The sequence below is a fragment of the Microbacterium dextranolyticum genome (genome assembly GCF_016907295.1).
Lineage (GTDB): Bacteria > Actinomycetota > Actinomycetes > Actinomycetales > Microbacteriaceae > Microbacterium > Microbacterium dextranolyticum.
In genome coordinates, this window is the sequence record NZ_JAFBBR010000001.1 from 1886976 (window position 1) to 1909530 (window position 22555).

Here is a 22555-nt window from a genome sequence, read left to right on the forward strand (position 1 = left end):
CACAGCGAGCACGCTCCATCGCGCCGACGCGGTCCGGCATCACCACCGTGTCGTAGAGTCGAACTGCGACCGCGCGGCGGCTCGCACCCCCTCTCAGAAAGGCGAGGCACCCACTCGTGGAGATCCGCATCGGCATCGCGAACACCGCCCGTGAACTCAGCTTCGAGTCCGCCCAGTCGGCGGACGTCGTCTCGAAGTCCGTGTCGGACGCGCTCGAGTCGGGACAGAGCGCCGTGACGTTCACCGACGTCAAGGGCAACTCCTACATCGTGCCGACCGCGGGCATCGCCTTCGTCGAGGTGGGCACCGAAGAGTCGCGCCGCGTCGGCTTCGTCGCCTGATCGCGCCGCCGTGGACATCCTCCTCGCGTTGATCTTCGGCGCCGTCGCCGGCGGCACGTTGCATTACCTGATGCCGGGTCGTGTCTCGCGCGGGGCGGCACTCGCACCCCTCGTCGGCGCCCTCGTCGGCGGAGCCTCGTGGTCCGCGTTCACGTGGGCGGGCGTGACGACGACCAGCCCGTGGATCTGGATCGTCTCGATCGTTCTTCCGCTGGTGGTCGTCCCGATCCTGCTGACCGTTCTGACGCGGACGCGCGCATCGCACGACGCGCGCGAGCGCGTGCGCCTCAAGATCTCCTGACCACGACGCACCGTACGCACCGCGCCGGCCACGGAGCGAGGGACTTCCGAATCAGGCGTCCAGCCCGATGGCGGCCATACGGCGGGAATGCCCGGCCAGCAGCGCCGTGAAGACGGGTTCCACACGCTTCTCCTCCGCGGCGTCGAGCGCGCGCGGCCGGAGCGCGGCACGGGCGATCAGGAGCGTGTCGCCGACGAGGCGCCGCCCCCACAGCGCGAGCAGCGCGCGCCATTCCTCGTCCGACGCGATGGCATCGGTGATGATGCCGACGAGTGCCTGTCGGTCATCGTCCTCACCCAGGATCTGAGCGACCCTGTTGCCGGTCGTGCCGTAGCTCGCCGACAGCGCGAGGTAGAAGTCGTCCAGCATGCCCGCCGTGATGTGCACCGACAGCATCGTCTCGAGCGAGCGCGCGCCGTGCGTCGCCCGCCGGAAAGCGTCCAGCGGCTCGCGGAAGGGCAGCATCACATCCAGCGGGTCGTCGCCGCGATCACGCACGATCGCAACGAGCTCCCGATGCTTGATGAGCGCGGCGCCCGCGGCACGGGTCAACGACTCCTTGTGGGAGAGCTCCGGTGTCGGGGCGATGAGCTGGCTCAGGGTTTCGAAGTAGCCCAGCTGCAGGTAGGCCGCCTGCCCGAGGAACGTGTCGACATCGGGTGCGAGCTCTTCGAAGTCGACGCGCAGCACATCGCCGAAGTCCCCGCGCGAACGCAGACGGAGCGTTCGCCCCGCGGGGCGTGCGCGCTGCCAGGGCCAGGTCACCACCCGTACAGCCTAGGGGGAGAGCGCGCGGAATCTCAGGCTTCGGACGCACCACGCCGGTCCGGGCCCCCTCTAGCCGCGCCCCGCGCATCGGGGCCGCCCCGGCCGGTCCTCCCGGCCATCTCTGAGGCGCTCGGGTAGGCTGGTCCGGTCCCGGCGACGGATCGGGACCCCCGCGCCTGTGGCTGAGTGAAGGGCGTGGACCTCCTCACCCCGGCGGCTTCTCACCGCCAGACAGGCACGAACAGTGACGACTTTCTCAGACATGGGCGTAGACGCCGACATCGTCGAGGCCCTCGCGGCCAAGGGCATCGTGGATGCCTTCCCGATCCAGGAGCAGACGATCCCGCTCGGTCTTCCGGGACAGGACATCATCGGCCAGGCCAAGACCGGAACGGGCAAGACGTTCGGCTTCGGCATCCCGGTCGTCCAGCGTCTCGGTCTCGACCCCACGCCTGGAGTGAAGGCCCTCATCGTCGTCCCGACGCGCGAACTCGCCGTGCAGGTCTACGAAGACATGGACATGCTCACCTCGAACCGCTCCACGAGCGTCGTCGCGATCTACGGCGGCAAGGCGTACGAGGGTCAGATCGACCAGCTGAAGGCGGGCGCGCAGATCGTCGTCGGCACGCCGGGCCGCCTCATCGACCTCAACAACCAGCGACTGCTCGACCTGTCGAACGCGACCGAGGTGGTCCTCGACGAGGCCGACAAGATGCTCGACCTCGGATTCCTCGCCGACATCGAGAAGATCTTCCAGAAGGTCGCCCCCGTGCGCCACACGATGCTCTACTCGGCGACGATGCCCGGGCCGATCGTCGCCCTCGCGCGACGCTTCATGTCGAACCCGATCCACATCCGGGCCACCGACCCCGACGAGGGTCTCACGCAGGCGAACATCACCCACCTCGTCTACCGTGCGCACTCGCTCGACAAGGACGAGGTCATCGCCCGCATCCTGCAGGCCGAGGGCCGCGGCAAGACGGTCGTGTTCACCCGCACGAAGCGCGCCGCGCAACGCCTGGTCGATGAGCTGAACGACCGCGGCTTCAACGCGGGTGCGGTCCACGGCGACATGAGCCAGGAGGCGCGCGAGCGCTCGATGGCGGCGTTCAAGGCCGGCAAGAAGGACATCCTCATCGCCACCGATGTCGCCGCCCGGGGCATCGACGTCGACGACGTCACGCACGTCATCAACCACACGATCCCCGACGACGAGAAGACCTACCTGCACCGCGCGGGTCGCACCGGCCGCGCGGGCAAGACGGGTATCGCCGTGACGTTCGTCGACTGGGAAGACCTGCACAAGTGGGCTCTCATCAACCGCGCGCTCGAGTTCGGTCAGCCCGAACCCGTCGAGACCTACTCGTCCAGCCCGCACCTCTACACCGACCTCGACATTCCCGCCGGTACGAAGGGGCGCATCACCAAGGCGCCGCGCACTGACGCGGTGCGGACGGTGTCGCCGGCCCGCGCTGCGGACGCAGCCGCCGAGGGCTCCGGCGAGGGCGGCACGCGCCGTCGCCGTCGTCGCCGCTCCGGTGCGGACAGCGTGGGCTCGACGTTCGCCGAGGGCGGTGCCGGTTCGGCGGCCGCGGCATCCGGCGACGCCTCGTCCGCCGAACGCGCGGCAGACGGTGCGGGCACGCACGACGGCGCTGGCACCGAGCACCGTGACGGCAACGCCGCCCCGGCTCGTCGCCGCCGTCGTCGTCGCGGTGGTTCGGGCGGCGCAGCCGGTGGCGCGGCTCCCGCTGCGGGAGCCTGACTCCGTTCGACGGCGCGACGGCGCGCGCGATCAGGCGAGGACCGGCGCGCTTCCCGTTCCGCGCGCGATGATCCGCGCCACCATCTCGTCCGAGGTGGTGTGCTCACCGGGCTGATTGGGTTTGCCCCGTCCGTGATAGTCGCTCGACCCTGTCGCGATGAGTTCGTGCTGCTCGGTGAGCAGGCGCAGACGCGACAGCGCCGGCTCGACGTTCTCGCGATGACCGAGCTCGAACCCGGCGAGTCCGGCCTCCAGCATGCCGTCGACGACGGCGTCGGGTAGCAGCCCGGCCCTGCCGGCGGGGTGGGCGATGATCGGCACGCCGCCGGCGTGGGCGATCGCCGCCACAGCCGTCACGGGATCGGGTGCATAGAGCGACACGTAGTAGTCGCTGCGCGGGTGCAGGATGCCCGCGAACGCCTCGTCGCGATCGCGCACGAGCCCTTTGGCGACCAGAGCATCGGCCAGATGCGGGCGCCCCACGGTCGCACCTGCCGCGGTCTGTCCGACGACGTCCTCCCAACCGAGGTCGTAGTCCCGTCCGATGCGCTCCGCCATCTCGCGCGCACGCGTCAGACGCGACAAACGGATGCGGTCGGTCAGGTCGCGTACAGCGGCATCGTCGGGGTCGAAGAGGTAGCCGAGCACATGCACGCTGCGCCATTCGTACCGCGCCGACAGCTCCATACCCGGCAGGAACGTCATCCCCAGCGACGTCGCGGCCTCGGCGGCCTCCGACCATCCCGACGTCGTGTCGTGGTCGGTGAGGGCGGCGGTGCGCACGCCCGCGCGATAGGCGGATGCCAGGACCTCCGCCGGCGGCTCGGTGCCGTCCGAGTGGTCCGAGTGCAGGTGGAGGTCACTCGGACCGTAGGAACGTCTCGGCATGCTGCGAGCGTATCCGGCTGTCGCGGTGAGCGGTGGCTGGATGGACGCTTCTCCCAGGGTGCTCACGTAGAGTCGCGGCGTGCGACGTGCGTTCGGGGTCCTGGTCGCGGTCGTCGCCGCGATCACCGCCGCCGTCGTGACCTGGCCCCAGTTCTTCCGTCTCGAACGCACCTTCCCCTTCGCCCAGATCGTCTCGCTGCGCGGGATCGTCGTCGTGGTCTTCGCAGTGGGGTGCGGCGTGATGCTCCTGCTCTGCCTCATCCGTCCCCTGCGAAGCCTCGCCGGGTCGCTCGCGATCGTCTGCGCCCTCGCCGCGGCCGCCGGGGGCGGCATCCTGCTCATGCGCGGTATCGGATCGGGCGGCCTCCCGGAGAAGAGCGATCGCGCCGTGCGTGTCATGACCTGGAACACCGCGGGAGCGGCGACGGAACCGCGCGTGATCGCGCAGACGGCGATCGCCATGAAGGCCGACATCGTCGCTCTGCCCGAGACGACGATCGACGCCGGAGAGGCGGTCGCGATCGCCATGCGCGAGAGGGGGTCCCCGATGTGGGCGCACCACGAGGCGTACCCCGGTTGGGCGGCGAATTCCACCACTCTGCTCATCTCCCCCGATCTGGGCGACTATTCCGTGGTCCAGTCCACGTCGGGCGATGCCTCGGGCACCGCGACCGTGCCGTCCGTCGTCGCCATGCCCGTGGGCGGCCACGGCCCGACGATCGTGGCCGCGCACGCCGTCGCGCCCCGGCCGGACGACATGGACGGCTGGCGCTCGAGCCTCGCATGGCTGGCAGACCAATGCGCCGGCGGCGACGTGATCATGGCGGGCGACATCAACGCGACCGTGGACAACATGACCAGGTGGGGCGTCGACGGGGCGGACTTCGGCCGCTGCCGCGATGCGGCGCTCACCACCGGATCGGGCGCCGTCGGGACCTGGTCGACGGCGTGGCCGGCGCTGCTCGGCACACCGATCGACCATGTGCTGTCCACCGATACCTGGCGAGCCACCGGCTCGATCGTTCTGGGCTCACTCGACGACACCGGCAGCGATCACCGCCCGCTCGTGGTGCAGCTCGAACCCGCCCGATGACCGCGCTCCCGTGGCCCTCCCCCGTCCGGAACGAAAGTGGAAGACTGGAGGGATGAGCACGAGCGACAGCGACACCCTCGCCACCGAGCCTGCAACCACGCAGGTCCCCGCGGGGATCCAGAACCGCAAGCAGCCTTTCCCCCAGGGTTTCCTCGACACGATCTCCACCGGTTGGGCCGATCGCCCCGACCGGAAGCCGACCGCTCGCGCACAGGCGCCCTACGCCGCCGCTCGGCGCCAGACGCTGTCAGCGGCGTTCCCGGGGGCCCGGCTCGTGCTCCCCGCCGGCGCGTACAAGCAGCGCTCGAACGACACCGACTATCCGTTCCGGGCGCACTCCGCCTTCACCCACCTGACGGGCTGGGCGGCCGACACGGTGCCCGACTCGGTGCTCGTGTTCGATCCCACCGACGACGGTCATGAGGTCACGCTGTACCTGCGTGAGCGCGCCGACCGCACCACGGCGGAGTTCTACGGCGATGCGACGATCGGCGAGTTCTGGATCGGGCCGCGCCCTTCGCTTCGCGGGGTGGCATCCGATCTCGGGCTTCCGACCGCGCACATCGACGGCTTCGCCGCTCAGCCCGGCGACCTGGTGCTCGACGAGGACGAGGATCTGACACGCGTCGTCTCGGAGATGCGACTCGTCAAGGACGAGTACGAGATCGATCAGCTGCGGCTGGCCGTCGAGGTGACCGCTCGCGGCTTCGACGACATCGTCGCCGACCTCCCCCGCATCATCGCGACGCCGCGGGGCGAGCGCGCCGTCGAGGGCGTCTTCCACCACCGCGCGCGCATCGACGGCAACGGCGAGGGGTACGACACGATCGCGGCATCCGGCCCACACGCGTGCTACCTGCATTGGACGCGCAACGACGGCGCCGTCATCCCGGGCGACCTCATCCTCATCGACGCAGGTGTCGAGGTCGACAGCCTGTACACCGCCGATGTGACGCGCACCCTGCCCGTGAGCGGGACGTTCTCGGATGTCCAGCGACGGATCTACGAGACCGTTCTCGAAGCCTCGGAGGCGGCGTTCGCCATCGCCCGGCCGGGCATCCGCTTCCGCGAGCTGCATGAAGCAGCGATGACCGTCATCGCGCGGCGCACGGCCGAATGGGGGCTCCTCCCGGTGACCGCGGACGAGGCCCTCGCCGCCGACACGGGCGGGCAGCACCGCCGCTACATGGTGCACGGCACGAGCCACCACCTCGGCATCGACGTGCACGACTGTGCGCAGGCACGCCGCGAGATGTACTACGACGGTGTCCTCGAGCCGGGCATGGTCTTCACGATCGAGCCGGGGCTCTACTTCCAGATCGACGACCTCACGGTGCCCGAGGAGTTCCGCGGCATCGGCGTGCGCATCGAAGACGACGTGCTCGTCACCGCGGACGGCGTGGAGAACCTCTCCGCGGCCATCCCGCGCACCGCCGACGAGGTCGAGGCCTGGATCGCACGCCTGTCCGCCTGAGCGCGCCGTCGCCGCCGACCGCGCGACGCGTCGGCGGCGATGTGCGGCGCATCGTCGAGCGAGATGCGCTCACACTCCCGCGTGTTCACCCTGCAGGGCGGGCGGTCGCCCTGTCCGTGGGCGCGAGGACGTGCGGGGTTTCCGTCAGCCCAGAGCGCCAGCCCAGAGCGTCAGCCCAGAGGCGAGGGCCCGGCCTCGGGGCGCGGGTCACGCGGTCCCGGATCGGGGTCGCCGACGCCCGCGGAGGGTACCGGCCCGGCTCCCGGCGCCGACGACTCGGGCTGGGCCGCGGTATCTCCGGGTGCGTCCGGGCCGGGCGCCGGTCGCGGGGCGGGGGTCGGGGCCGGATCGACCCGCTCGCCGTACTGCGGCGGCGTCGACAGGTCGACGGCGGGTGCGCTCGGGGCGACCGGGGCGACGACGCGGCCGACGATCTCGCGGGCGCGATGGATGCTGCGGGGCAGGACCGTCACCTCGTATCGATCGGCCACGACCTGTGTGACGGAGGTGAAATCCCGACGACGTCTCAGCAACGCGTAGGTGACGATGCTCATGAGCATGCCGAGGGCGATGCCGACGAACATGACGCCGACGAAGAGCTGGATCGCGGCGTTCGGCGTTCCCAGCACGAAGATCGCCGAGAACAGCAGGCCGAGCAGGATGCCGTTGATCGCGCCCGAGCGCGCCGCTGCCGCATACCCGAGGCGCCCTGTCACCGTCTCGATCGACCGCAGGCCGTGCCCGACGATCGCGATGTCGCGCGCCGGGATGTCGCCGGCGATGAGCGAGGACACCGCCTGCTGAGCGCCCTGATATGTCGCGTAGTCGGCGATCTTCTCACCGTGCTCCTGGGGAATGCCGCCCATCATGCTCATCCCCTCATCCTCTCACGCAGCACGCTCTCGCCGGGGTGATCCATGGGCGTGGGCGGGGTGCGGGCGGACTACGCTGGGACGGTGAGTACGCAGAGGGTTTTCGTGGCACGCCTGGTCGGCTGCACCGTCTTCGACCCCGCGGGCGACCGACTCGGCAAGGTCCGGGACGTCGTCGTCATCTACCGAAAAGACGATCCGCCGCGCGTCGTCGGTCTCGTGATCGAGATTCCCGGCCGGCGGCACGTGTTCCTCTCGATCGGGCGGGTGACCTCGATCCAGCCGGGCCAGGTGATCACGACCGGCCTCATCAACGTGCGGCGGTTCCAGCAGCGCGGCGGCGAAGTCCGTGTGATGACCGAGCTTCTCGGTCGACGTGTCTTCTTCACCGACGGCTCCGGTGGCGCCATCATCGAGGACGTCGCCATCGAGCGCGACCGCCTCGGCGAATGGGACGTGGGGCAGCTGTTCCTCCGCAAGCCCAAGACCTCGGCCTCCCCGTTCGCGAAGGGCCCGACGACCTTTGCGGACTGGAACGACGTGCGCGAACACCTCTCCCCCGGCGAAGCCCAGTCGGCGGAGCAGCTCGTCGCCACGTTCTCGGAGTTGAAGCCGGCCGACCTCGCCAACACGCTGCTCGATCTCCCGGACGAGCGACTGCTCGAGGTCGCCGAGGAGCTCAGCGACGACCGACTCGCCGACGCGCTCGAAGAGATGCCCGAAGACGATCAGGTGCACATCCTCGAAGCGCTCGGCGACGAGCGTGCCGCCGACATCCTCGATCAGATGGAGCCGGACGACGCCGCCGACGTCCTCGCGCAGCTGCCCGAGGACCAGCGCGAGGAGCTTCTCGAGCTCATGGAGCCGGAAGAAGCCGAAGACGTCCGCGCCCTGCTGAAGTACGGTCCCGACACCGCGGGCGGTCTCATGACGAGCGAGCCGATCGTCCTGTCGGCCGACGCCACCGTCGCCGAGGCGCTCGCCCTGATCCGTCGGCACGAGCTGCACCCCGCCCTGGCCGCCGCGGTCTTCGTCACGCTGCCCCCGTACGAGACGCCGACGGGACGCCTGCTCGGCACCGTCCATTTCCAGAGGATGCTGCGCTACCCGCCGCACGAACGCCTGGGGACGATCATCGACGACACTGTCGATCCCGTACCGGCGGCGGCCTCGGCGGCGGAGGTGGCGCGCATGCTCGCCAGCTACAACCTCGTCTCGCTGCCCGTCATCGATCAGGCTCACCGCCTCGTGGGAGCGGTCAGCATCGACGACGTGCTCGACTACCTGCTGCCTGAAGACTGGCGCTCCCACGATGCCGACGACGACGCGCCGGCATCCTCGTCCACCGACACCGCGACCGTCCCGAGGAGGCACTGATGGCGAAGGACCGCAGGGCGTTCGCCCTCGACGCCCCCCGAGGCCGCAGCGGCATGCTGGGGGGGCGCTCCCCGCAGCCGTCGAGCGACCGATTCGGCCGGTTCTCCGAAGCCTTCGCCCGCGCCATGGGCACATCCGGCTTCCTCATCGGAATGACGGTCTTCGTGGTCGTCTGGCTCTGGTGGAACACCGCGATGCCGCGCGACATGCAGTTCGACGCGGCCGAGAACAACTACACCCTGCTGACGCTCATCCTCTCGCTGCAGGCCTCGTATGCCGCTCCCCTCATCCTTCTCGCGCAGAACCGACAGGATGACCGCGACCGCGTGCAGATCGAGCAGGACCGTCAGCGTGCCGAGCGGAACCTCGCCGACACCGAGTATCTGGCGCGCGAGGTCGTGGCGCTCCGGATGACCGTCTCGGACCTCGCCGAGGGCACCGTGACGCGCGACGTGCTGCGACAGGAGCTGAAGGCGATGCTCGACCAGCTCGATGCGCGTGACCGCGTGGCGGCCCCCGAATCCGACACACCGGCGCCGTGACGAACGCCGACGCGGTCCGTCGGGCCGTGGGCGCGGTCTGGGATCCCGAGATCCGCCGCCCGCTGGACGAGCTCGACATGGTGCGCTCGGTGCACGTGGAGGGCGCGACGGCGCATGTCGAGATCGCACTGACGATCGTGGGGTGCCCCGCCGCCGACCGTATCCAACGCGAGGTGCGCGCCGCGGCGGCATCCGTCGCGGGCATCGAGCACGTCGACCTCACGATCGGGGTGATGAGCCCGAGCGAGCGTGCCGCGCTCACGGAGCGGCTGCGCGGCGGGCGGGCACGCACCATGCCGTTCGGTCCGGATTCGCTCACCCGCGTGATCGCGGTGACGAGCGGCAAGGGCGGGGTCGGCAAGTCCACCCTGACGGCGAACCTCGCCGTCGCGCTGACCCAGCGCGGGCTGTCGGTCGGGCTGGTCGATGCGGACGTGCACGGCTTTTCGATTCCTGCGCTCCTCGGTCTGACGGGCGCCGACGGGCTGCCGCCTCAGCCCACCCGTATCGACGACCTGATGCTCCCGCCGGTGGCGCACGGAGTGAAGACGATCTCCATCGGCATGTTCCTGCCGCGCGATCAGCCCGCCGCGGCGGTGGCCTGGCGCGGGCCCATGCTGCATCGCACCGTGCAGCAGTTCCTCACCGACGTGTTCTTCGGCGATCTCGACGTCCTGCTGCTCGATATGCCACCGGGCACCGGTGACGTGGCGATCTCGGTGGGCCAGCTGCTTCCGCACGCCGACGTGCTCGTCGTCACGACGCCGCAGACCGCGGCGTCCGACATCGCCGTCCGCAGCGGCCTGGTGGCCGGCCAGACGGGGCAGCACGTCATCGGCGTGGTGGAGAACATGGCGGCCCTGACGCTGCCGGATGGCACGAGCCTCGACCTGTTCGGATCCGGTGGCGGCGAGGCCGTCGCGTCCGCTCTGTCGGCGCACGTGCCGGAAGCCGATCCGGTGCCGCTGCTCGCCTCCGTGCCGCTGAGCGTCGCACTGCGACGCGGCGGCGACGAGGGCCTGCCCGTCGTCGTGGCGGCGCCCGACGATCCGGCAGCCCAGGCGATCTCACGCGTCGCCGACGCGCTCGTCGCGAGCGGCCGCGGCCTCGCCCGCCGCCCCCTCCCCTTCACTCCGCGCTGACACCGGGCGCCCGGAGTCCCCGCGAGCCCGCGCGTATGTACGCTTTTCGCGCCTCGAACGTGACATACGGGAGGTTTCGCGGGGACCGTGCAGGTGAGCGGGCAGGATGCCTCGACGGGCCGACGCGCCCGGTCAGGTCGCCTCGGAGTCGAAGGGCACCGCGGCGTCGGGGTCGAATCCGGCGATCCGTATCGTGGTGGCACCCGCCGGGAGAGCGGCCGACGCGACGGAGACGGCCGTCACCGTGGGCACCGGCGCATCGTCGAGCAGAGCGTCGCGGATGATGCGCCGCGGATCGTACTGACGCGGATCGAGCTTTCGCCATTCGACGTCGTCGAAGTCGTCGCCCATCTCCTCTTTGACGCGCGTTCGGGCACCGGCGAGCCACTCGCGACCGAGCTTCGTGACCTTGGCGAGTCCTTCGGCGTAGCGAGGCAGCCGCTCCGGTCCGATCAGGAGTGCGGCGACCACGAGAAGCAGCAGCAGCTTCTCGATGTCGTAGCCGAAGAACATGGCTCCAGGTTACCCGTGCGCCTGCGGCATCCCGGTGCGCGCGCACCGTACGCTGGGTATCGAAGGAGTTCTCATGGCCGAATCAGATGCCATCCGCCGTTACGTGGATGAGGCCACCGTCGAACCCGAGGTGATCGAACGTGCGCGAGCGCGCGCGCTCGAACTCGGTGCCGCACCGGTGAGTCCCGCCGTGGGTGCCCAGATCGCCGTGGTCGCGGCGGCGACAGCCGCGCTCAACATCGTCGAGGTCGGCACCGGAGCAGGCGTGTCCGGATTGTGGCTGCTGCGCGGAGCGCCGCGGGCGACGCTCACGACCATCGACAACGAGCCCGAGCATCTGGCCGCGGCTCGCACCGCTTTCGCGGAGGCCGGCGTCGCTCCCGCTCGTGCCCGATTCATCACCGGTCGTGCGGCGGAGGTGCTGCCGCGCATGAACGAGGCATCCTACGACGTGGTCCTCGTCGACGCGGATCCCGAGGGCGTTCTGGAGTACGTGGAGCTCGGACTGCGCCTCGTGCGCCCCGGAGGTACGGTGCTCGTCCCGCGTGTGCTGATGGGTGGCGCCGTCGCCGACCCCGTCCGCCGCGACGCACGGACCACTGCGTATCGCTCGCTCATCCAGGAGACACAGAACTCCCCCGCGGTCCTCGGCGCGCTGTCGATCGTCGGAGAAGGACTGCTTCAGCTGACGACCGTGGCTGCCGAGACCCGCTGAACGCGAAACGGCCGGTCCGAAGACCGACCGTTCCACACAGCTGATGTGGGCTTATGCAGCCCCCACGACCTCACCGAGGACGCCGTAGAGCTCCTTGGCCTCGTCGTCGTTGACGGAGACGACCAGACGGCCACCGCCTTCGAGCGGAACGCGCACGATGATGAGGCGCCCCTCCTTCACGGCCTCCATAGGTCCGTCTCCGGTACGCGGCTTCATGGCTGCCATGGCGGGCTCCCTTTCCTTTGGACAACACTGAGAGTTTACCGGTAGTGCGTGCCACCTGCGATCACGGTTGACAGAGCGCGCCGCACGAGCCATCCGACAGCTCAGGGGATCTGCGCGAACGTCGTGCCGAGCGCGAGCATCTGATAGATCCACCACCACTGCAGGGCGACGCCCACGATCAGCGCGCCCATCCGCCAGGCGCGTGAGCGCGGCAGCGCGAGAGCGCCATACAGCGGCGCGAGCGGAAGCAGCAGTCGGAAGATGCTCGACTGCGGGAAGAAGACCAGCAGCAGGTAGAACGCGTAGCTCGCCGACCACAGGCGGATCTCCGGCCCCAGACGCCGCACGTGCGGCTCGAACAGCAGGATCGCGGCGACCGCGAGAACCACGGCGACCAGCGTCACGTAGCCGAGCACCTCCGGCGGACCCCAGACTCGGAACCAGATCGCGGTGGCCTGGACGAAGCCCGTGAACGGCTCGAATCCGCCCTCCGATCCGGTCCAGTCGCGCCTCCACGCCAGCTCGGTCTCGAGGTAGGCGGAGGAATCCTTCGTCGCGATGCCCGCGATCACCTGCCAGGCGAAACCCACGGCGGTCGAGAGCAGTCCCAGCGCCACGATGTGCACGATCTGGATCACCGGTAGCGCGTCGGCGCGTCGGCGCATCCACCGCATGATGCCGTAGAGACCGAGCATCAGCGCGAAGGCGAGCGCCCCGGGGCGGGTGAAGCCCATCAGCGGGATGAGCAGATACAGCCAGGCGAATCGCCGACGCACGAGCATGAGGAGGGCCAGGAACAGCCAGAGCAGGAACAGACTCTCCGCGTATCCCATCTGGAACAGGGCCGCGAGCGGGCCCGCCGCGAACAGCGCCACGGCCCAGAGCGACGAAGTGGCGTCGATCCGCTCGCGCAGCAGGTGGTACAGCACGAGGCAGGAGAGGTATCCGGCGACGATGGCCAGCACGACCGCCGCGATCGGATACTGGTTGCCCAGCGCGAACGAGAGCACGCGGCTGAGGAACGGGTACAGCGGCATGAACGCCCACGCGTTCTGGGTGACCTCGCCGTCGTGGTTGCGGGGAAGCTCGGTCGGGTAGCCCTGCACGCCGACCACCCAGTACCACTGGCCGTCCCAGCGCATCGACAGCGACCCGATGGTCTCGTCGCCGCCGGTGCGCGCATGCGCCATCGTCGCCGCGATGAACAGGAACAGCGTCGTGACCAGGCGCGCGCCGATGTAGATGATCGCGACGGATGCCGCGGGCCTCAGCGACAGGCGAGTGAGGACGTCCTTCGCCGATCGTTCGATCACGGAGCCGTCAGCCACGCGCGCAGCTTCCGTTCGACGTCCTCGATCTGCGCATACGCGACGCGCTCCTCGTCGTGGTGCGCGAGCAGCGGGTCACCCGGCCCGTAGTTGACCGCCGGGACGCCGAGGGCGGAGAACCGCGCGACGTCGGTCCAGCCGTACTTCGGCCGCGGCTCGGCCTGAACAGCCGCCAGGAACTCCTGGGCGAGGGGGGCATCCAGCCCCGGACGTGCGCCGGCGGCGGCATCGACGATCTCGACGTCGAATCCCTCGAGCACACGGCGGACGTGCTCCTCGGCGTCGGCGACGCTGCGGCTGGGCGCGAAGCGGAAGTTCACCTCGACCTCGCACAGGTCGGGGATGACGTTCCCCGCCACGCCGCCCGCGATCCGCACGGCGTTGAGGCCCTCACGATAGACGAGGCCGTCGACGGCGATCTCGCGCGGGCGGTATTCGGCAAGACGCGTGAGGATCGGCGCGGCGCGGTGGATCGCGTTCTCCCCCATCCAGGCCCGGGCGGCATGGGCACGGACGCCGTGCGTGCGGACGAGGGCACGCAGGGTTCCGTTGCAGCCGCCTTCGACCTGACCGTTGGAGGGCTCCCCGAGGATCGCGAAGTCTGCCACGAAGAGGTCGGGGCGCGTACGGGCGAGCCTCGTCAGCCCGTTGAGCTCAGAGGCGACCTCTTCGTTGTCGTACCACATCCACGTGATGTCCACGCGAGGAGCGGTGAGCTCGGCCGCGAGCTTCAACTGCACCGCGGTGCCCGCCTTCATGTCGACGGTGCCGCGGCCCCACAGGTACGGCTCACCGTCCTGCTCGATGGTGCGCGTGGGCACGTTGGCGTTGATCGGCACGGTGTCGATGTGTCCGGCGATCGCGACACGACGCTCGCGTCCGAGATGGGTGCGCGCGACGATGGTGTCACCGTCGCGGTGCACGTCGAGGTGCGGCAACGCCTCGATCTCGGCGAAGATCGCGTCCGCCAGGGTCTTCTCGTCTCCGGACTCGCTGGGGATGTCGCAGATGGCGCGGGTGAGGTCGACGGATCCGGCGGTGAGGTCGAGACGCGGCATGGCGTCGAGTCTATCGAGCGCGCGGACGGCGGCCGTGGCGCCGGTACCCTGGTGGACATGAGCGAACAGCGTCACGTGTGGGGTATCGGCCTTGCGACGGTTGCCGGCGACGGTACCGTCCTCGACACCTGGTTCCCCGAGCCGCAGCTGGGCGCGGCCCCGGCCTCGCCCGACACGAGCGCGCTGGATGCCGCCGCCGGCCCCGACGAGCGCCGCGACGTCACGGTCTCGGTCGTCGTCGTCGAGATCGACCTCGATGCCGCCCCGGAATCCACGAGCGACGCATACCTGCGCCTGCACGCGCTGTCGCACCTGCTAGTCGCGCCGAACGACCTCAACCTCACCGGCATCTTCGCCCACCTGCCGAACGTGGCCTGGACGAACGCGGGCCCGGTGCACCCGGAGGCGTTCGCGCGCCTGCGCCCGGCGTTGCAGCGCGCCGGCATCCAGCTGCAGGGCCTCGACAAGTTCCCGCGGCTCACCGACTACGTCGTGCCGGCGGGTGTGCGCATCGCGGATGCCTCGCGCGTGCGCCTCGGCGCCCACCTCGCGCCGGGAACGACCGTCATGCACGAAGGCTTCGTGAACTTCAACGCCGGCACCCTCGGCGCCTCGATGGTGGAGGGACGCATCTCTCAGGGCGTCACGGTCGGCGACGGCTCGGACATCGGCGGCGGGGCATCCATCATGGGCACCCTCTCGGGCGGCGGAACGCACCGGGTCTCGATCGGCGCGCGCACCCTGCTGGGGGCCAACGCCGGCATCGGCATCTCGCTCGGCGACGACTGCATCGTCGAGGCGGGCCTGTATGTCACCGCTGGCTCGAAGATCGTGCTGCCGCAGGAAGCGCCCCTCCACGACGGCTCTCGTCCGATCGTCAAGGGCGCGCAGCTGTCGGGTCAGAACGGCATCCTCTTCCGACGCAACTCCGTCACGGGCGCGATCGAGGCCGTCCGCCGCGAAGGCGCCGGCGTCACCCTCAACGAGGCGCTGCACGCCTGAGGCTCATTCCGTCCGCGCGTCCGGATCGGCTCCGTGTCGCCACGCGATACGCTCGCGAGATGAGCGACCGGATGCCGAAGAAGCTGTACGAACGCGAGCTGAAGCGGCTGCAGGCCGAGCTCGTCGATATGCAAGCCTGGGTCCAGTCGACCGGCGCGCGTCTCGTGGTGATCTTCGAGGGACGCGACGCCGCAGGCAAGGGCTCGACCATCAGCCGGGTCTCGCAGTACCTCAACCCGCGTGTCGCGCGCGTGGTCGCGCTGCCGACCCCGACCGAGCGCGAGAAGACCGAGTGGTACTTCCAGCGCTACATCGCCCACTTGCCGGCGGCGGGCGAGATCGTCCTGATGGACCGGTCCTGGTACAACCGCGCCGGTGTCGAGCACGTCATGGGCTACTGCACGAACGCGGAGTACCACCGGTTCCTGCACCAGGTACCCATCTTCGAGCGGATGCTGGTCGAAGACGGCATCCTGCTGAAGAAGTACTGGTTCAGCGTGTCCGACGTGGAGCAGGAGGCCCGCTTCCGCTCGCGCAACGAGGACCCGATGCGGCGGTGGAAGCTCTCCCCGAACGACGTGCTGTCGATCACGAAGTGGGAGGACTACTCGCGCGCGAAGGACACGATGTTCGTCCACACCGACATCCCCGACTCGCCGTGGTTCGAGGTCGACAACGAGGACAAGCGCCGCGGGCGGCTGAACATGATCCACCATCTGCTCTCGCAGATCCCTTACCAACCCGTCGAACGCGCACCGATCGAGATCCCGCCGCGCCCGGCATCCGGCGGCTACGAGCGCCCGCCGCGCGAACTGCAGAACTACGTGCCGGACTACGCCGCGACGCTCGACTGACCGGCGCCTCGCGTCGAAGACTCGGCGCTCACCCGCGCGCCATCGCGCGTCACGGATTCGGTGGTCGACGCCAGAATCGGATGCCGCGGCCTGCGCTGTCCGAATCCGCGGCTCATCTCCGATTCCGGCGCCAGGGGTCGGAGCCCGGCCCCGGGCGATCGGTCAGTCCCGCACGCGCACCGACAGACAGGTCACGCATCCCTCGAGCTTCTCGAACTCGCTGATCGGCGTGGTGACGACGGTCAGCCCGCGGGCGGCATGAGCCGCGGCGGTCTCGGGGGCATCCGACGAGAGCAGCACCTCGCCCGGGGCGAGCACCACGACGGCCGTGCCGTGCTCCTCCGGCACCGCAGCGAAGGCCGGAAACAGCGACGGGTCGTCCACGAGCGGCTCGAAACCCACGACCGTGCCGTCCGGGAGGGCGGTCACTCCGCTCTTCAGATGCAGCACGCGTTCGACCGGAACGGCGATCACCTCGTGTCCCCGGGGCGCGAGCAGCGCCGTGAGCTGCGCGATGCCGTCTGCGTTCGTCCGCGACGACGCGCCCACGTAGACGGTCGAGCCGATCTTCAGGACGTCGCCGCCGTCGAGGGTGCCGGGGTCCACGATCTCCGCGACCTCCAGTCCGGTCCCGGCGATGGCATCCCGCACCGACGACGCTTCGCCGCGGCGCGACAGCGCTCCCGCACGGCAGAGCACGGCGAGGTCGCCGAAGACGACGACCGCGTCCTCGACGAACACGCCGTCGGGCTGCTCGTCGGCGGGGGCGATCTCGATGATCTCCCAGCCGCGCGTGCGGAACACATCGACGTACGCCTCCCACTGGCGGAGGGCGAGCTCGGCATCGACGCTCGTGCGCCCCAGGTGCGTCAGCTCGCCGTCGGCGAGGCGGGGCGAGGGACGGCGGACCAGCAGACGCGACATGGCTCGACCCTAGTGGATCGCTCCGCGATCGCGCCGTCTCAGACGCCCGGGTAGTTCCGCTCGGGCGCGCCGATGTACAGCTGCTGCGGGCGGCCGATCTTCGTCTGCGGGTCGTTCTGCATCTCGGTCCAGTGCGCGAGCCACCCGGGCAGACGGCCGATCGCGAACAACGGGGTGAACATGCGCGTCGGGAAACCCATCGCCTTGTAGATCACGCCCGTGTAGAAGTCGACGTTCGGGTAGAGGCGACGCTCCTTGAAGTAGTCGTCGCTGAGCGCGATCTCCTCGAGCTCCTTCGCGAGATCCAGCAGCGGGTCGTGCACGCCCAGCTCGGCGAGGACCTCGTCGGCGGACTCCTTCACGAGCTTCGCACGCGGGTCGTAGTTCTTGTAGACGCGGTGTCCGAAGCCCATGAGCTTCACACCGTCTTCCTTGTTCTTGACGCGCTCGACGAAGCGCTGCACGCTCTCACCCGAGTCGCGAATGCGCGCGAGCATATCGAGGACGGCCTCGTTGGCACCGCCGTGCAGCGGCCCGTACAGGGCGTTGATCCCGGCCGAGATCGACGAGAACTGGTTGGCTCCGGTCGAACCGACCAGGCGCACCGTCGAGGTCGAGGCGTTCTGCTCATGGTCCTCGTGCAGGATCAGCAGACGCTCCAGCGCGCGCGAGGTGACCGGGTTCACCTGGTAGAGCTCGGCGAGGTTGCCGAAGTTCAACTTCAAGAAGTTGTCCACGAAGCTCAGCGTGTTGTCCGGGTAGAGGAACGCCTGCCCGATCGACTTCTTGTGCGCGTACGCGGCGATCACCGGCAGCTTCGCGAGCAGACGGATCGTGTTCAGCTCGACGTGCTCCGGATTGTTGGGGTCGGACTGGCCCTCGTAGTACGTCGACAGCGCTGCGGTCGCCGCAGACAGGACCGACATCGGGTGCGCTGTGTGCGGCAGCGACGAAAAGAAGCGCTTCAGGTCTTCGTGCAGCAGGGTGTGGTGACGGATGTCGTCATCCCACTGCGCGAGCTGATCAGCCGTCGGCAGCTCGCCGCGCAGCAGCAGCCACGCGACCTCGAGGTAGGTGCTGTTCTTCGCGAGCTGCTCGATCGGATACCCGCGGTAGCGCAGGATGCCCTCATCGCCGTCGATGTAGGTGATCGCGGACTTGGTCGCCGCGGTGTTCACGAAGCCGTAGTCGAGCGACGTGTGCCCGGTCTGCTTCGTGAACGTCGAGAAGTCGACGCTGGGGATGCCCTCGGTGCCGCTGAGAACAGGCAGTTGTGCGGTCTTGTCACCGATTGTGACAGTCGCGGTCTGGGGGGTGCCCGTGTCGCTCACGAAGCCTCCTTGCGGTCGTCGGGGGATCCTTTACAGCCTAGTGCGCCGCGCGGCATACTCCGATCCACGCCAAAGGATCAGGCGATCCGTCGGAGGAATCGTACGAGACGCCTCAGCGCATCCGCGCGGCCGCCTCGCCGATGCGCTCGTCCGTCGCAGTCAGCGAGAACCGTACGTGCTGGGGGAAGTGGTCGCCGTAGAAATGCCCCGGACCAGCGAGGATGCCGAGATCGGCGAGGCGCCCCATGGTCGTCCAGGCATCCTCCCCCTCGGTCGCCCACAGGTAGAGCCCGCCCTCGGAGTGATCGATGCGGAACCCCGCGGATTCGAGTGCCGGTCGCAGCACATCGCGACGGGCACGATAGCGCTCGCGCTGAGCCGCGACGTGTGCGTCGTCGGCGAGAGCGGCGGTCATCGCCGCCTGCACAGGCGCCGGCAGCATGAGCCCGAGATGCTTGCGCACGGTCAGCAGACGGGCGATCAGCTCCGGGTCGCCGGCGAGGAAGGCCGCTCGGTACCCCGCGAGGTTCGACTGCTTGCTGAGCGAGTACACCGAGAGGATGCCGCGGAGCTCGCCCTCCGTGACGCGCGGGTCGAGCACGCTCGGCACAGGCTCCGCAGCCCAGGGTCCGTCCCAGCCGAGCTCCGCGTAGCACTCGTCCGAGGCGATGACGGCCCCGAGCTCACGAGCCCGCGCGACCGCGGCGCGCAACTCGGCGACGCCGAGGACGCGGCCGTCGGGATTGCCCGGCGAGTTGATCCACACCAGACGGGTACCGTCGGGCCACTCCGCGGGGTCGTCGGCGGCGACGGGAGTCGCGCCGACGAGCTTCGCGCCCACGGCGTAGGTCGGATAGGCCGCGCGCGGATGGACGACGACGTCGCCCGCGCCGACGTCGAGCAACAGCGGCAGCAGTGCGACGAGTTCTTTGGAGCCGACCGTGGGGAGCACCGCGTCGACGCTCAACCCGTCGACGCCGCGGCGACGGCGATACCACTCGACGATCGCTTCGCGCAGCGCGGGGGTGCCCACGGTCTGCGGGTACGCGTGCGCGTCGGTCGCGGCGCGCAGCGCGTCGGCGACGACGGCGGGCGTGGGGTCGACCGGCGAGCCGATTGACAGGTCGATGAGCCCGCCGGGATGCTGTTTCGCTCGCGCGGCGTACGGCGCGACGGCATCCCAGGGGTAGTCGTCGAGGTCGCGAACGGCCATCAGTGCGACTGGGGCGGGAGGGCGGAGATGACCGGGTGGTCCTTCGCGATGACGCCGACTTTGGCGGCACCGCCCGGAGAGCCGATGTCCTCGAAGAACTCGACGTTGGCGGTGTAGTAGTCCTGCCACTCATCGGGCAGGTCGTCCTCGTAGTAGATCGCCTCGACCGGGCACACCGGCTCGCAGGCGCCGCAGTCGACGCACTCGTCGGGATGGATGTACAGCGAACGCTCGCCCTCGTAGATGCAGTCGACGGGACACTCGTCGATGCACGCACGGTCCTTCACGTCGACACAGGGCAAGGCGATCACATACGTCACCCCACGAGTCTAGTTGGTCGTGTTCTCCTCGGCTCGCGCCGACGCGGGTGCCGTCCGCGAAAAGGACGGCCATCCCACGATCAACGCGGTGAGCAGAGGCACCGCGATCGTCCAGATGATCCCGGTCGAGATCTCACCGTCGGCGGGAGCGGGAACGACGATCGACCCCCCGGGACCGCGCCCCGAGAAGACGAGCGTCGCCACCATGGCGCCGACACCGGTCAGCAGCGCGGTCCAGCGGTCGCCGGTCAGCAGCCGAACCGCGAGGACGAGCGCCCCGACGCCGACGACGGCGATGACGAGACCGAGGGGAAGAACGCCCCACACCGCGGCCTGGCCGATCGTCCCGGCGACGCCGAAGACGATTCCGATGATCAGGGCGACGATCCACGTCGCGATCCGCATTCCGTTGATCCGCACGCCGTGGAGTCTACGGGGCGCGCATGAGCCTCCGCCGTGAGAGCACACCTGCCCGCCACCGCCTCCGCGTCGCCGATCCCCGGCACAAACGACCGAGCCGCTGCGATCCGCCCCCGCGATGTGGCGGTGGGGTCGGAGGGCAGCGGCTCGGTGAGAGAGGTGATGCGGGTCAGGCGTTGCCGTCCTGACGCTTGGCTCGGGATGCCGCGCGGCCGCGCTCCGTGGCATCCAGGACGACCTTGCGGATGCGCACCTTCTCAGGGGTGACCTCGACGCATTCATCGTCGCGGGCGAACTCGAGCGACTCCTCCAGGGTGAGCTGGCGCGGCGGCGTCATCGACTCGAAGGAGTCGGAAGTCGACGAGCGCATGTTCGTCAGCTTCTTCTCCTTCGTGATGTTGACGTCCATGTCGTCGGCGCGCGAGTTCTCGCCGATGACCATGCCCTCGTAGACCTCTTCGGTCGGCTGGACGAAGAACGACATGCGCTCCTGCAGAGCGATCATCGCGAACGGCGTGACGACACCCTGGCGGTCGGCGACGATCGAGCCGTTCTGACGCGTCGTGATCTGGCCGGCCCAGTCGTCGTAGCCGTGCGAGATCGCGTTCGCGATACCCGTGCCGCGCGTAATGGTGAGGAACTCGCTGCGGAAGCCGATCAGTCCGCGCGAGGGGACGACGAACTCCATGCGCACCCAACCGGTGCCGTGGTTGGTCATCGTGTCCATGCGGCCCTTGCGGGCAGCCATCAGCTGGGTGATCGCGCCGAGGTGCTCTTCGGGGGCATCGATCGTCAGGTGCTCGAAGGGCTCCTTGACCTTGCCGTCCTCACCGCGACGGGTGACGACCTGCGGCTTGCCGACCGTCAGCTCGAAGCCTTCGCGTCGCATGTTCTCGACGAGGATCGCCAGGGCGAGCTCGCCACGGCCCTGCACCTCCCACGCGTCGGGGCGGCCGATGTCGACGACGTTGAGCGAGACGTTGCCGATGAGCTCACGATCGAGACGGTCCTTCACCATGCGGGCCGTCAGCTTGTGGCCCTTGACCTTGCCCATGAGCGGCGAGGTGTTCGTGCCGATCGTCATCGAGATCGCGGGATCGTCGACCGTGATGGCCGGCAGCGGGCGAACGTCTTCGGGGTCGGCGATGGTCTCGCCGATCGTGATCTCCTCGATACCGGCGATGGCGACGATGTCGCCGGGGCCCGCGGACTCGGCCGGGAAACGATCCAGCGCCTTCGTCTTCAGCAGCTCGGTGATGCGGGCGTTCGAGTGCGAGCCGTCGTGGCGCACCCAGGCGACCGTCTGCCCCTTCTTCAGCGTGCCGTTGAAGACGCGCAGCAGGGCGAGGCGACCGAGGAACGGCGACGAGTCGAGGTTCGTCACCCACGCCTGCAGAGGCGCCTCGTCGTCGTACGACGGCGCCGGAACGTGCTCGAGGATCGCCTCGAACAGCGGCTCGAGGTCGTCGTTGTCGGGCAGCTCGCCGTTAGCGGGGCGGTTGCGGGATGCCGCGCCCGCACGACCCGACGCGTAGACCACCGGGACATCGAGCAGTGCGTCGATGTCGAGGTCGGGCACATCGTCGACGAGGTCACCGGCGAGACCCAGCAGCAGGTCGTGCGCCTCCTCCTCGACCTCGGCGATGCGGGCGTCGGGACGGTCGGTCTTGTTGACGAGAAGGATGACGGGGAGCTTGGCCTCCAGCGCCTTGCGCAGCACGAAGCGCGTCTGCGGCAGCGGGCCCTCCGAGGCATCCACGAGCAGCACCACTCCGTCGACCATCGACAGGCCGCGCTCGACCTCGCCGCCGAAGTCGGCGTGGCCGGGGGTGTCGATCACGTTGATCGTGATCGGGCTGTCGGTGTGCTCACCGTTGTACGTGATCGCCGTGTTCTTGGCGAGGATCGTGATGCCCTTCTCGCGCTCGAGGTCGTTCGAGTCCATCGCGCGCTCTTCGACGTGCGCGTGCTCGCCGAACGAACCCGTCTGACGGAGCATGGCGTCCACGAGCGTCGTCTTGCCATGGTCGACGTGAGCGACGATAGCGACGTTGCGGAGATCCGGACGGAGGGCGTGCGCCATGGAAAA

The 22555-nt window shown here is 69.6% G+C and carries 24 protein-coding genes; 11 read left to right on the top strand and 13 right to left on the bottom strand.

The genetic code is table 11. The features are described from left to right. The first annotated feature begins 116 nt into the window (after positions 1–116). Entirely contained in the window at positions 117–341 is a 225-nt protein-coding gene (locus JOE64_RS08735; RefSeq protein ID WP_204963897.1) for a DUF3107 domain-containing protein, read from the top strand. 10 nt (positions 342–351) lie between these two features. After that, positions 352–642: a GlsB/YeaQ/YmgE family stress response membrane protein gene (locus tag JOE64_RS08740; RefSeq protein WP_204963898.1), complete on the top strand. Its 291-nt coding sequence runs from the start codon at positions 352–354 to the stop codon at positions 640–642. 51 nt (positions 643–693) lie between these two features. On the opposite strand, the gene JOE64_RS08745 is transcribed toward JOE64_RS08740, so the two are convergent. Continuing rightward, positions 694–1410 (bottom strand): ferritin-like fold-containing protein, encoded by a 717-nt coding sequence (locus JOE64_RS08745; protein WP_204963899.1) that lies wholly within the window; start codon positions 1408–1410, stop codon positions 694–696. 244 nt (positions 1411–1654) lie between these two features. Here JOE64_RS08745 and JOE64_RS08750 point away from each other — a divergent pair, with 244 nt between their 5' ends. Then, the gene (locus JOE64_RS08750) at positions 1655–3175 is read left to right on the top strand and encodes a DEAD/DEAH box helicase (protein ID WP_204963900.1); all 1521 of its coding nucleotides are present in this window, start codon (positions 1655–1657) and stop codon (positions 3173–3175) included. 30 nt (positions 3176–3205) lie between these two features. On the opposite strand, the gene JOE64_RS08755 is transcribed toward JOE64_RS08750, so the two are convergent. After that, positions 3206–4063: a PHP domain-containing protein gene (locus JOE64_RS08755; RefSeq protein ID WP_204963901.1), complete on the bottom strand. Its 858-nt coding sequence runs from the start codon at positions 4061–4063 to the stop codon at positions 3206–3208. Between the two features lie 79 nt (positions 4064–4142). On the opposite strand from JOE64_RS08755, the gene JOE64_RS08760 reads away from it, so the two are divergent. Both JOE64_RS08760 and JOE64_RS08765 read left to right on the top strand, forming a co-directional pair. Further along, complete coding sequence (locus tag JOE64_RS08760) at positions 4143–5156, top strand: endonuclease/exonuclease/phosphatase family protein (RefSeq protein WP_204963902.1); 1014 nt, start codon at positions 4143–4145, stop codon at positions 5154–5156. Positions 5157–5208: 52 nt separating this feature from the next. Beyond that, positions 5209–6630 carry an aminopeptidase P family protein gene (locus JOE64_RS08765; RefSeq protein WP_204963903.1) on the top strand — a complete coding sequence of 474 codons (1422 nt, stop codon included), beginning with the start codon at positions 5209–5211 and terminating at the stop codon, positions 6628–6630. A gap of 170 nt (positions 6631–6800) precedes the next feature. On the opposite strand, the gene JOE64_RS08770 is transcribed toward JOE64_RS08765, so the two are convergent. Next, complete coding sequence (locus tag JOE64_RS08770) at positions 6801–7505, bottom strand: YflT domain-containing protein (protein ID WP_239531732.1); 705 nt, start codon at positions 7503–7505, stop codon at positions 6801–6803. Between the two features lie 81 nt (positions 7506–7586). On the opposite strand from JOE64_RS08770, the gene JOE64_RS08775 reads away from it, so the two are divergent. From JOE64_RS08775 to JOE64_RS08785, 3 genes are read left to right on the top strand one after another with little or no spacing between them, the layout of a single operon-like run. Next, the gene (locus tag JOE64_RS08775; RefSeq protein ID WP_204963904.1) at positions 7587–8879 is read left to right on the top strand and encodes a magnesium transporter MgtE N-terminal domain-containing protein; all 1293 of its coding nucleotides are present in this window, start codon (positions 7587–7589) and stop codon (positions 8877–8879) included. Then, complete coding sequence (locus JOE64_RS08780; RefSeq protein WP_204963905.1) at positions 8879–9421, top strand: DUF1003 domain-containing protein; 543 nt, start codon at positions 8879–8881, stop codon at positions 9419–9421. Before JOE64_RS08775 ends, JOE64_RS08780 begins: the two co-directional genes overlap by 1 nt. After that, complete coding sequence (locus tag JOE64_RS08785; protein WP_204963906.1) at positions 9418–10563, top strand: Mrp/NBP35 family ATP-binding protein; 1146 nt, start codon at positions 9418–9420, stop codon at positions 10561–10563. Before JOE64_RS08780 ends, JOE64_RS08785 begins: the two co-directional genes overlap by 4 nt. Before the next feature lie 132 nt (positions 10564–10695). Here the strand turns inward: JOE64_RS08785 and JOE64_RS08790 are convergent, their stop codons facing one another. After that, a complete protein-coding gene (locus JOE64_RS08790; protein ID WP_204963907.1) occupies positions 10696–11076 on the bottom strand; it encodes a twin-arginine translocase TatA/TatE family subunit in 381 nt (126 codons plus the stop codon). A gap of 73 nt (positions 11077–11149) precedes the next feature. Between JOE64_RS08790 and JOE64_RS08795 the strand changes: the two genes are divergently transcribed. After that, positions 11150–11791, top strand: coding sequence for an O-methyltransferase (locus tag JOE64_RS08795; protein ID WP_204963908.1), 642 nt, complete (start codon positions 11150–11152; stop codon positions 11789–11791). Between the two features lie 51 nt (positions 11792–11842). On the opposite strand, the gene JOE64_RS08800 is transcribed toward JOE64_RS08795, so the two are convergent. The 3 genes from JOE64_RS08800 to dapE form a co-directional block, all read right to left on the bottom strand. After that, positions 11843–12016, bottom strand: a complete 174-nt coding sequence (locus JOE64_RS08800; RefSeq protein WP_067024165.1) for a DUF3117 domain-containing protein — start codon at positions 12014–12016, stop codon at positions 11843–11845. A 101-nt stretch (positions 12017–12117) separates the two neighbouring features. Then, a complete protein-coding gene (locus JOE64_RS08805) occupies positions 12118–13344 on the bottom strand; it encodes a hypothetical protein (RefSeq protein ID WP_271202529.1) in 1227 nt (408 codons plus the stop codon). Then, positions 13326–14402, bottom strand: a complete 1077-nt coding sequence (gene dapE, locus JOE64_RS08810) for a succinyl-diaminopimelate desuccinylase (RefSeq protein ID WP_204963909.1) — start codon at positions 14400–14402, stop codon at positions 13326–13328. Before dapE ends, JOE64_RS08805 begins: the two co-directional genes overlap by 19 nt. A gap of 57 nt (positions 14403–14459) precedes the next feature. Here dapE and dapD point away from each other — a divergent pair, with 57 nt between their 5' ends. Both dapD and ppk2 read left to right on the top strand, forming a co-directional pair. Next, entirely contained in the window at positions 14460–15404 is a 945-nt protein-coding gene (gene dapD, locus JOE64_RS08815; RefSeq protein ID WP_204963910.1) for a 2,3,4,5-tetrahydropyridine-2,6-dicarboxylate N-succinyltransferase, read from the top strand. Positions 15405–15475: 71 nt separating this feature from the next. Next, entirely contained in the window at positions 15476–16258 is a 783-nt protein-coding gene (ppk2, locus tag JOE64_RS08820; RefSeq protein ID WP_204965021.1) for a polyphosphate kinase 2, read from the top strand. A gap of 162 nt (positions 16259–16420) precedes the next feature. Here the strand turns inward: ppk2 and ddaH are convergent, their stop codons facing one another. From ddaH to typA, 6 genes are all read right to left on the bottom strand, one after another. After that, positions 16421–17182: a dimethylargininase gene (gene ddaH / locus JOE64_RS08825; protein ID WP_204963911.1), complete on the bottom strand. Its 762-nt coding sequence runs from the start codon at positions 17180–17182 to the stop codon at positions 16421–16423. 38 nt (positions 17183–17220) lie between these two features. Next, entirely contained in the window at positions 17221–18513 is a 1293-nt protein-coding gene (locus JOE64_RS08830; RefSeq protein ID WP_204963912.1) for a citrate synthase, read from the bottom strand. 112 nt (positions 18514–18625) lie between these two features. Next, positions 18626–19726, bottom strand: a complete 1101-nt coding sequence (gene dapC / locus JOE64_RS08835) for a succinyldiaminopimelate transaminase (RefSeq protein ID WP_204963913.1) — start codon at positions 19724–19726, stop codon at positions 18626–18628. Further along, complete coding sequence (gene fdxA / locus JOE64_RS08840) at positions 19726–20046, bottom strand: ferredoxin (protein WP_204963914.1); 321 nt, start codon at positions 20044–20046, stop codon at positions 19726–19728. The genes dapC and fdxA overlap by 1 nt, the downstream gene beginning before the upstream one ends. 9 nt (positions 20047–20055) lie before the next feature. Further along, positions 20056–20466: a DUF6113 family protein gene (locus JOE64_RS08845; RefSeq protein WP_271202528.1), complete on the bottom strand. Its 411-nt coding sequence runs from the start codon at positions 20464–20466 to the stop codon at positions 20056–20058. 169 nt (positions 20467–20635) lie between these two features. Next, positions 20636–22549: a translational GTPase TypA gene (gene typA / locus JOE64_RS08850; protein WP_204963915.1), complete on the bottom strand. Its 1914-nt coding sequence runs from the start codon at positions 22547–22549 to the stop codon at positions 20636–20638. Positions 22550–22555: the final 6 nt, after the last annotated feature.

Bases quoted from the DNA above. Each gene is read 5' to 3' on its own strand.
- JOE64_RS08755 (WP_204963901.1), bottom strand. From the start codon at position 4,063: ATGCCGAGACGTTCCTACGGTCCGAGTGACCTCCACCTGCACTCGGAC.
- JOE64_RS08765 (WP_204963903.1), top strand. From the start codon at position 5,209: ATGAGCACGAGCGACAGCGACACCCTCGCCACCGAGCCTGCAACCACG.
- JOE64_RS08770 (WP_239531732.1), bottom strand. From the start codon at position 7,505: ATGAGCATGATGGGCGGCATTCCCCAGGAGCACGGTGAGAAGATCGCC.
- JOE64_RS08780 (WP_204963905.1), top strand. From the start codon at position 8,879: ATGGCGAAGGACCGCAGGGCGTTCGCCCTCGACGCCCCCCGAGGCCGC.
- JOE64_RS08790 (WP_204963907.1), bottom strand. From the start codon at position 11,076: ATGTTCTTCGGCTACGACATCGAGAAGCTGCTGCTGCTTCTCGTGGTC.
- JOE64_RS08795 (WP_204963908.1), top strand. From the start codon at position 11,150: ATGGCCGAATCAGATGCCATCCGCCGTTACGTGGATGAGGCCACCGTC.
- JOE64_RS08800 (WP_067024165.1), bottom strand. From the start codon at position 12,016: ATGGCAGCCATGAAGCCGCGTACCGGAGACGGACCTATGGAGGCCGTG.
- dapE (WP_204963909.1), bottom strand. From the start codon at position 14,402: ATGCCGCGTCTCGACCTCACCGCCGGATCCGTCGACCTCACCCGCGCC.
- dapD (WP_204963910.1), top strand. From the start codon at position 14,460: ATGAGCGAACAGCGTCACGTGTGGGGTATCGGCCTTGCGACGGTTGCC.
- ppk2 (WP_204965021.1), top strand. From the start codon at position 15,476: ATGCCGAAGAAGCTGTACGAACGCGAGCTGAAGCGGCTGCAGGCCGAG.
- ddaH (WP_204963911.1), bottom strand. From the start codon at position 17,182: ATGTCGCGTCTGCTGGTCCGCCGTCCCTCGCCCCGCCTCGCCGACGGC.
- dapC (WP_204963913.1), bottom strand. From the start codon at position 19,726: ATGGCCGTTCGCGACCTCGACGACTACCCCTGGGATGCCGTCGCGCCG.
- typA (WP_204963915.1), bottom strand. From the start codon at position 22,549: ATGGCGCACGCCCTCCGTCCGGATCTCCGCAACGTCGCTATCGTCGCT.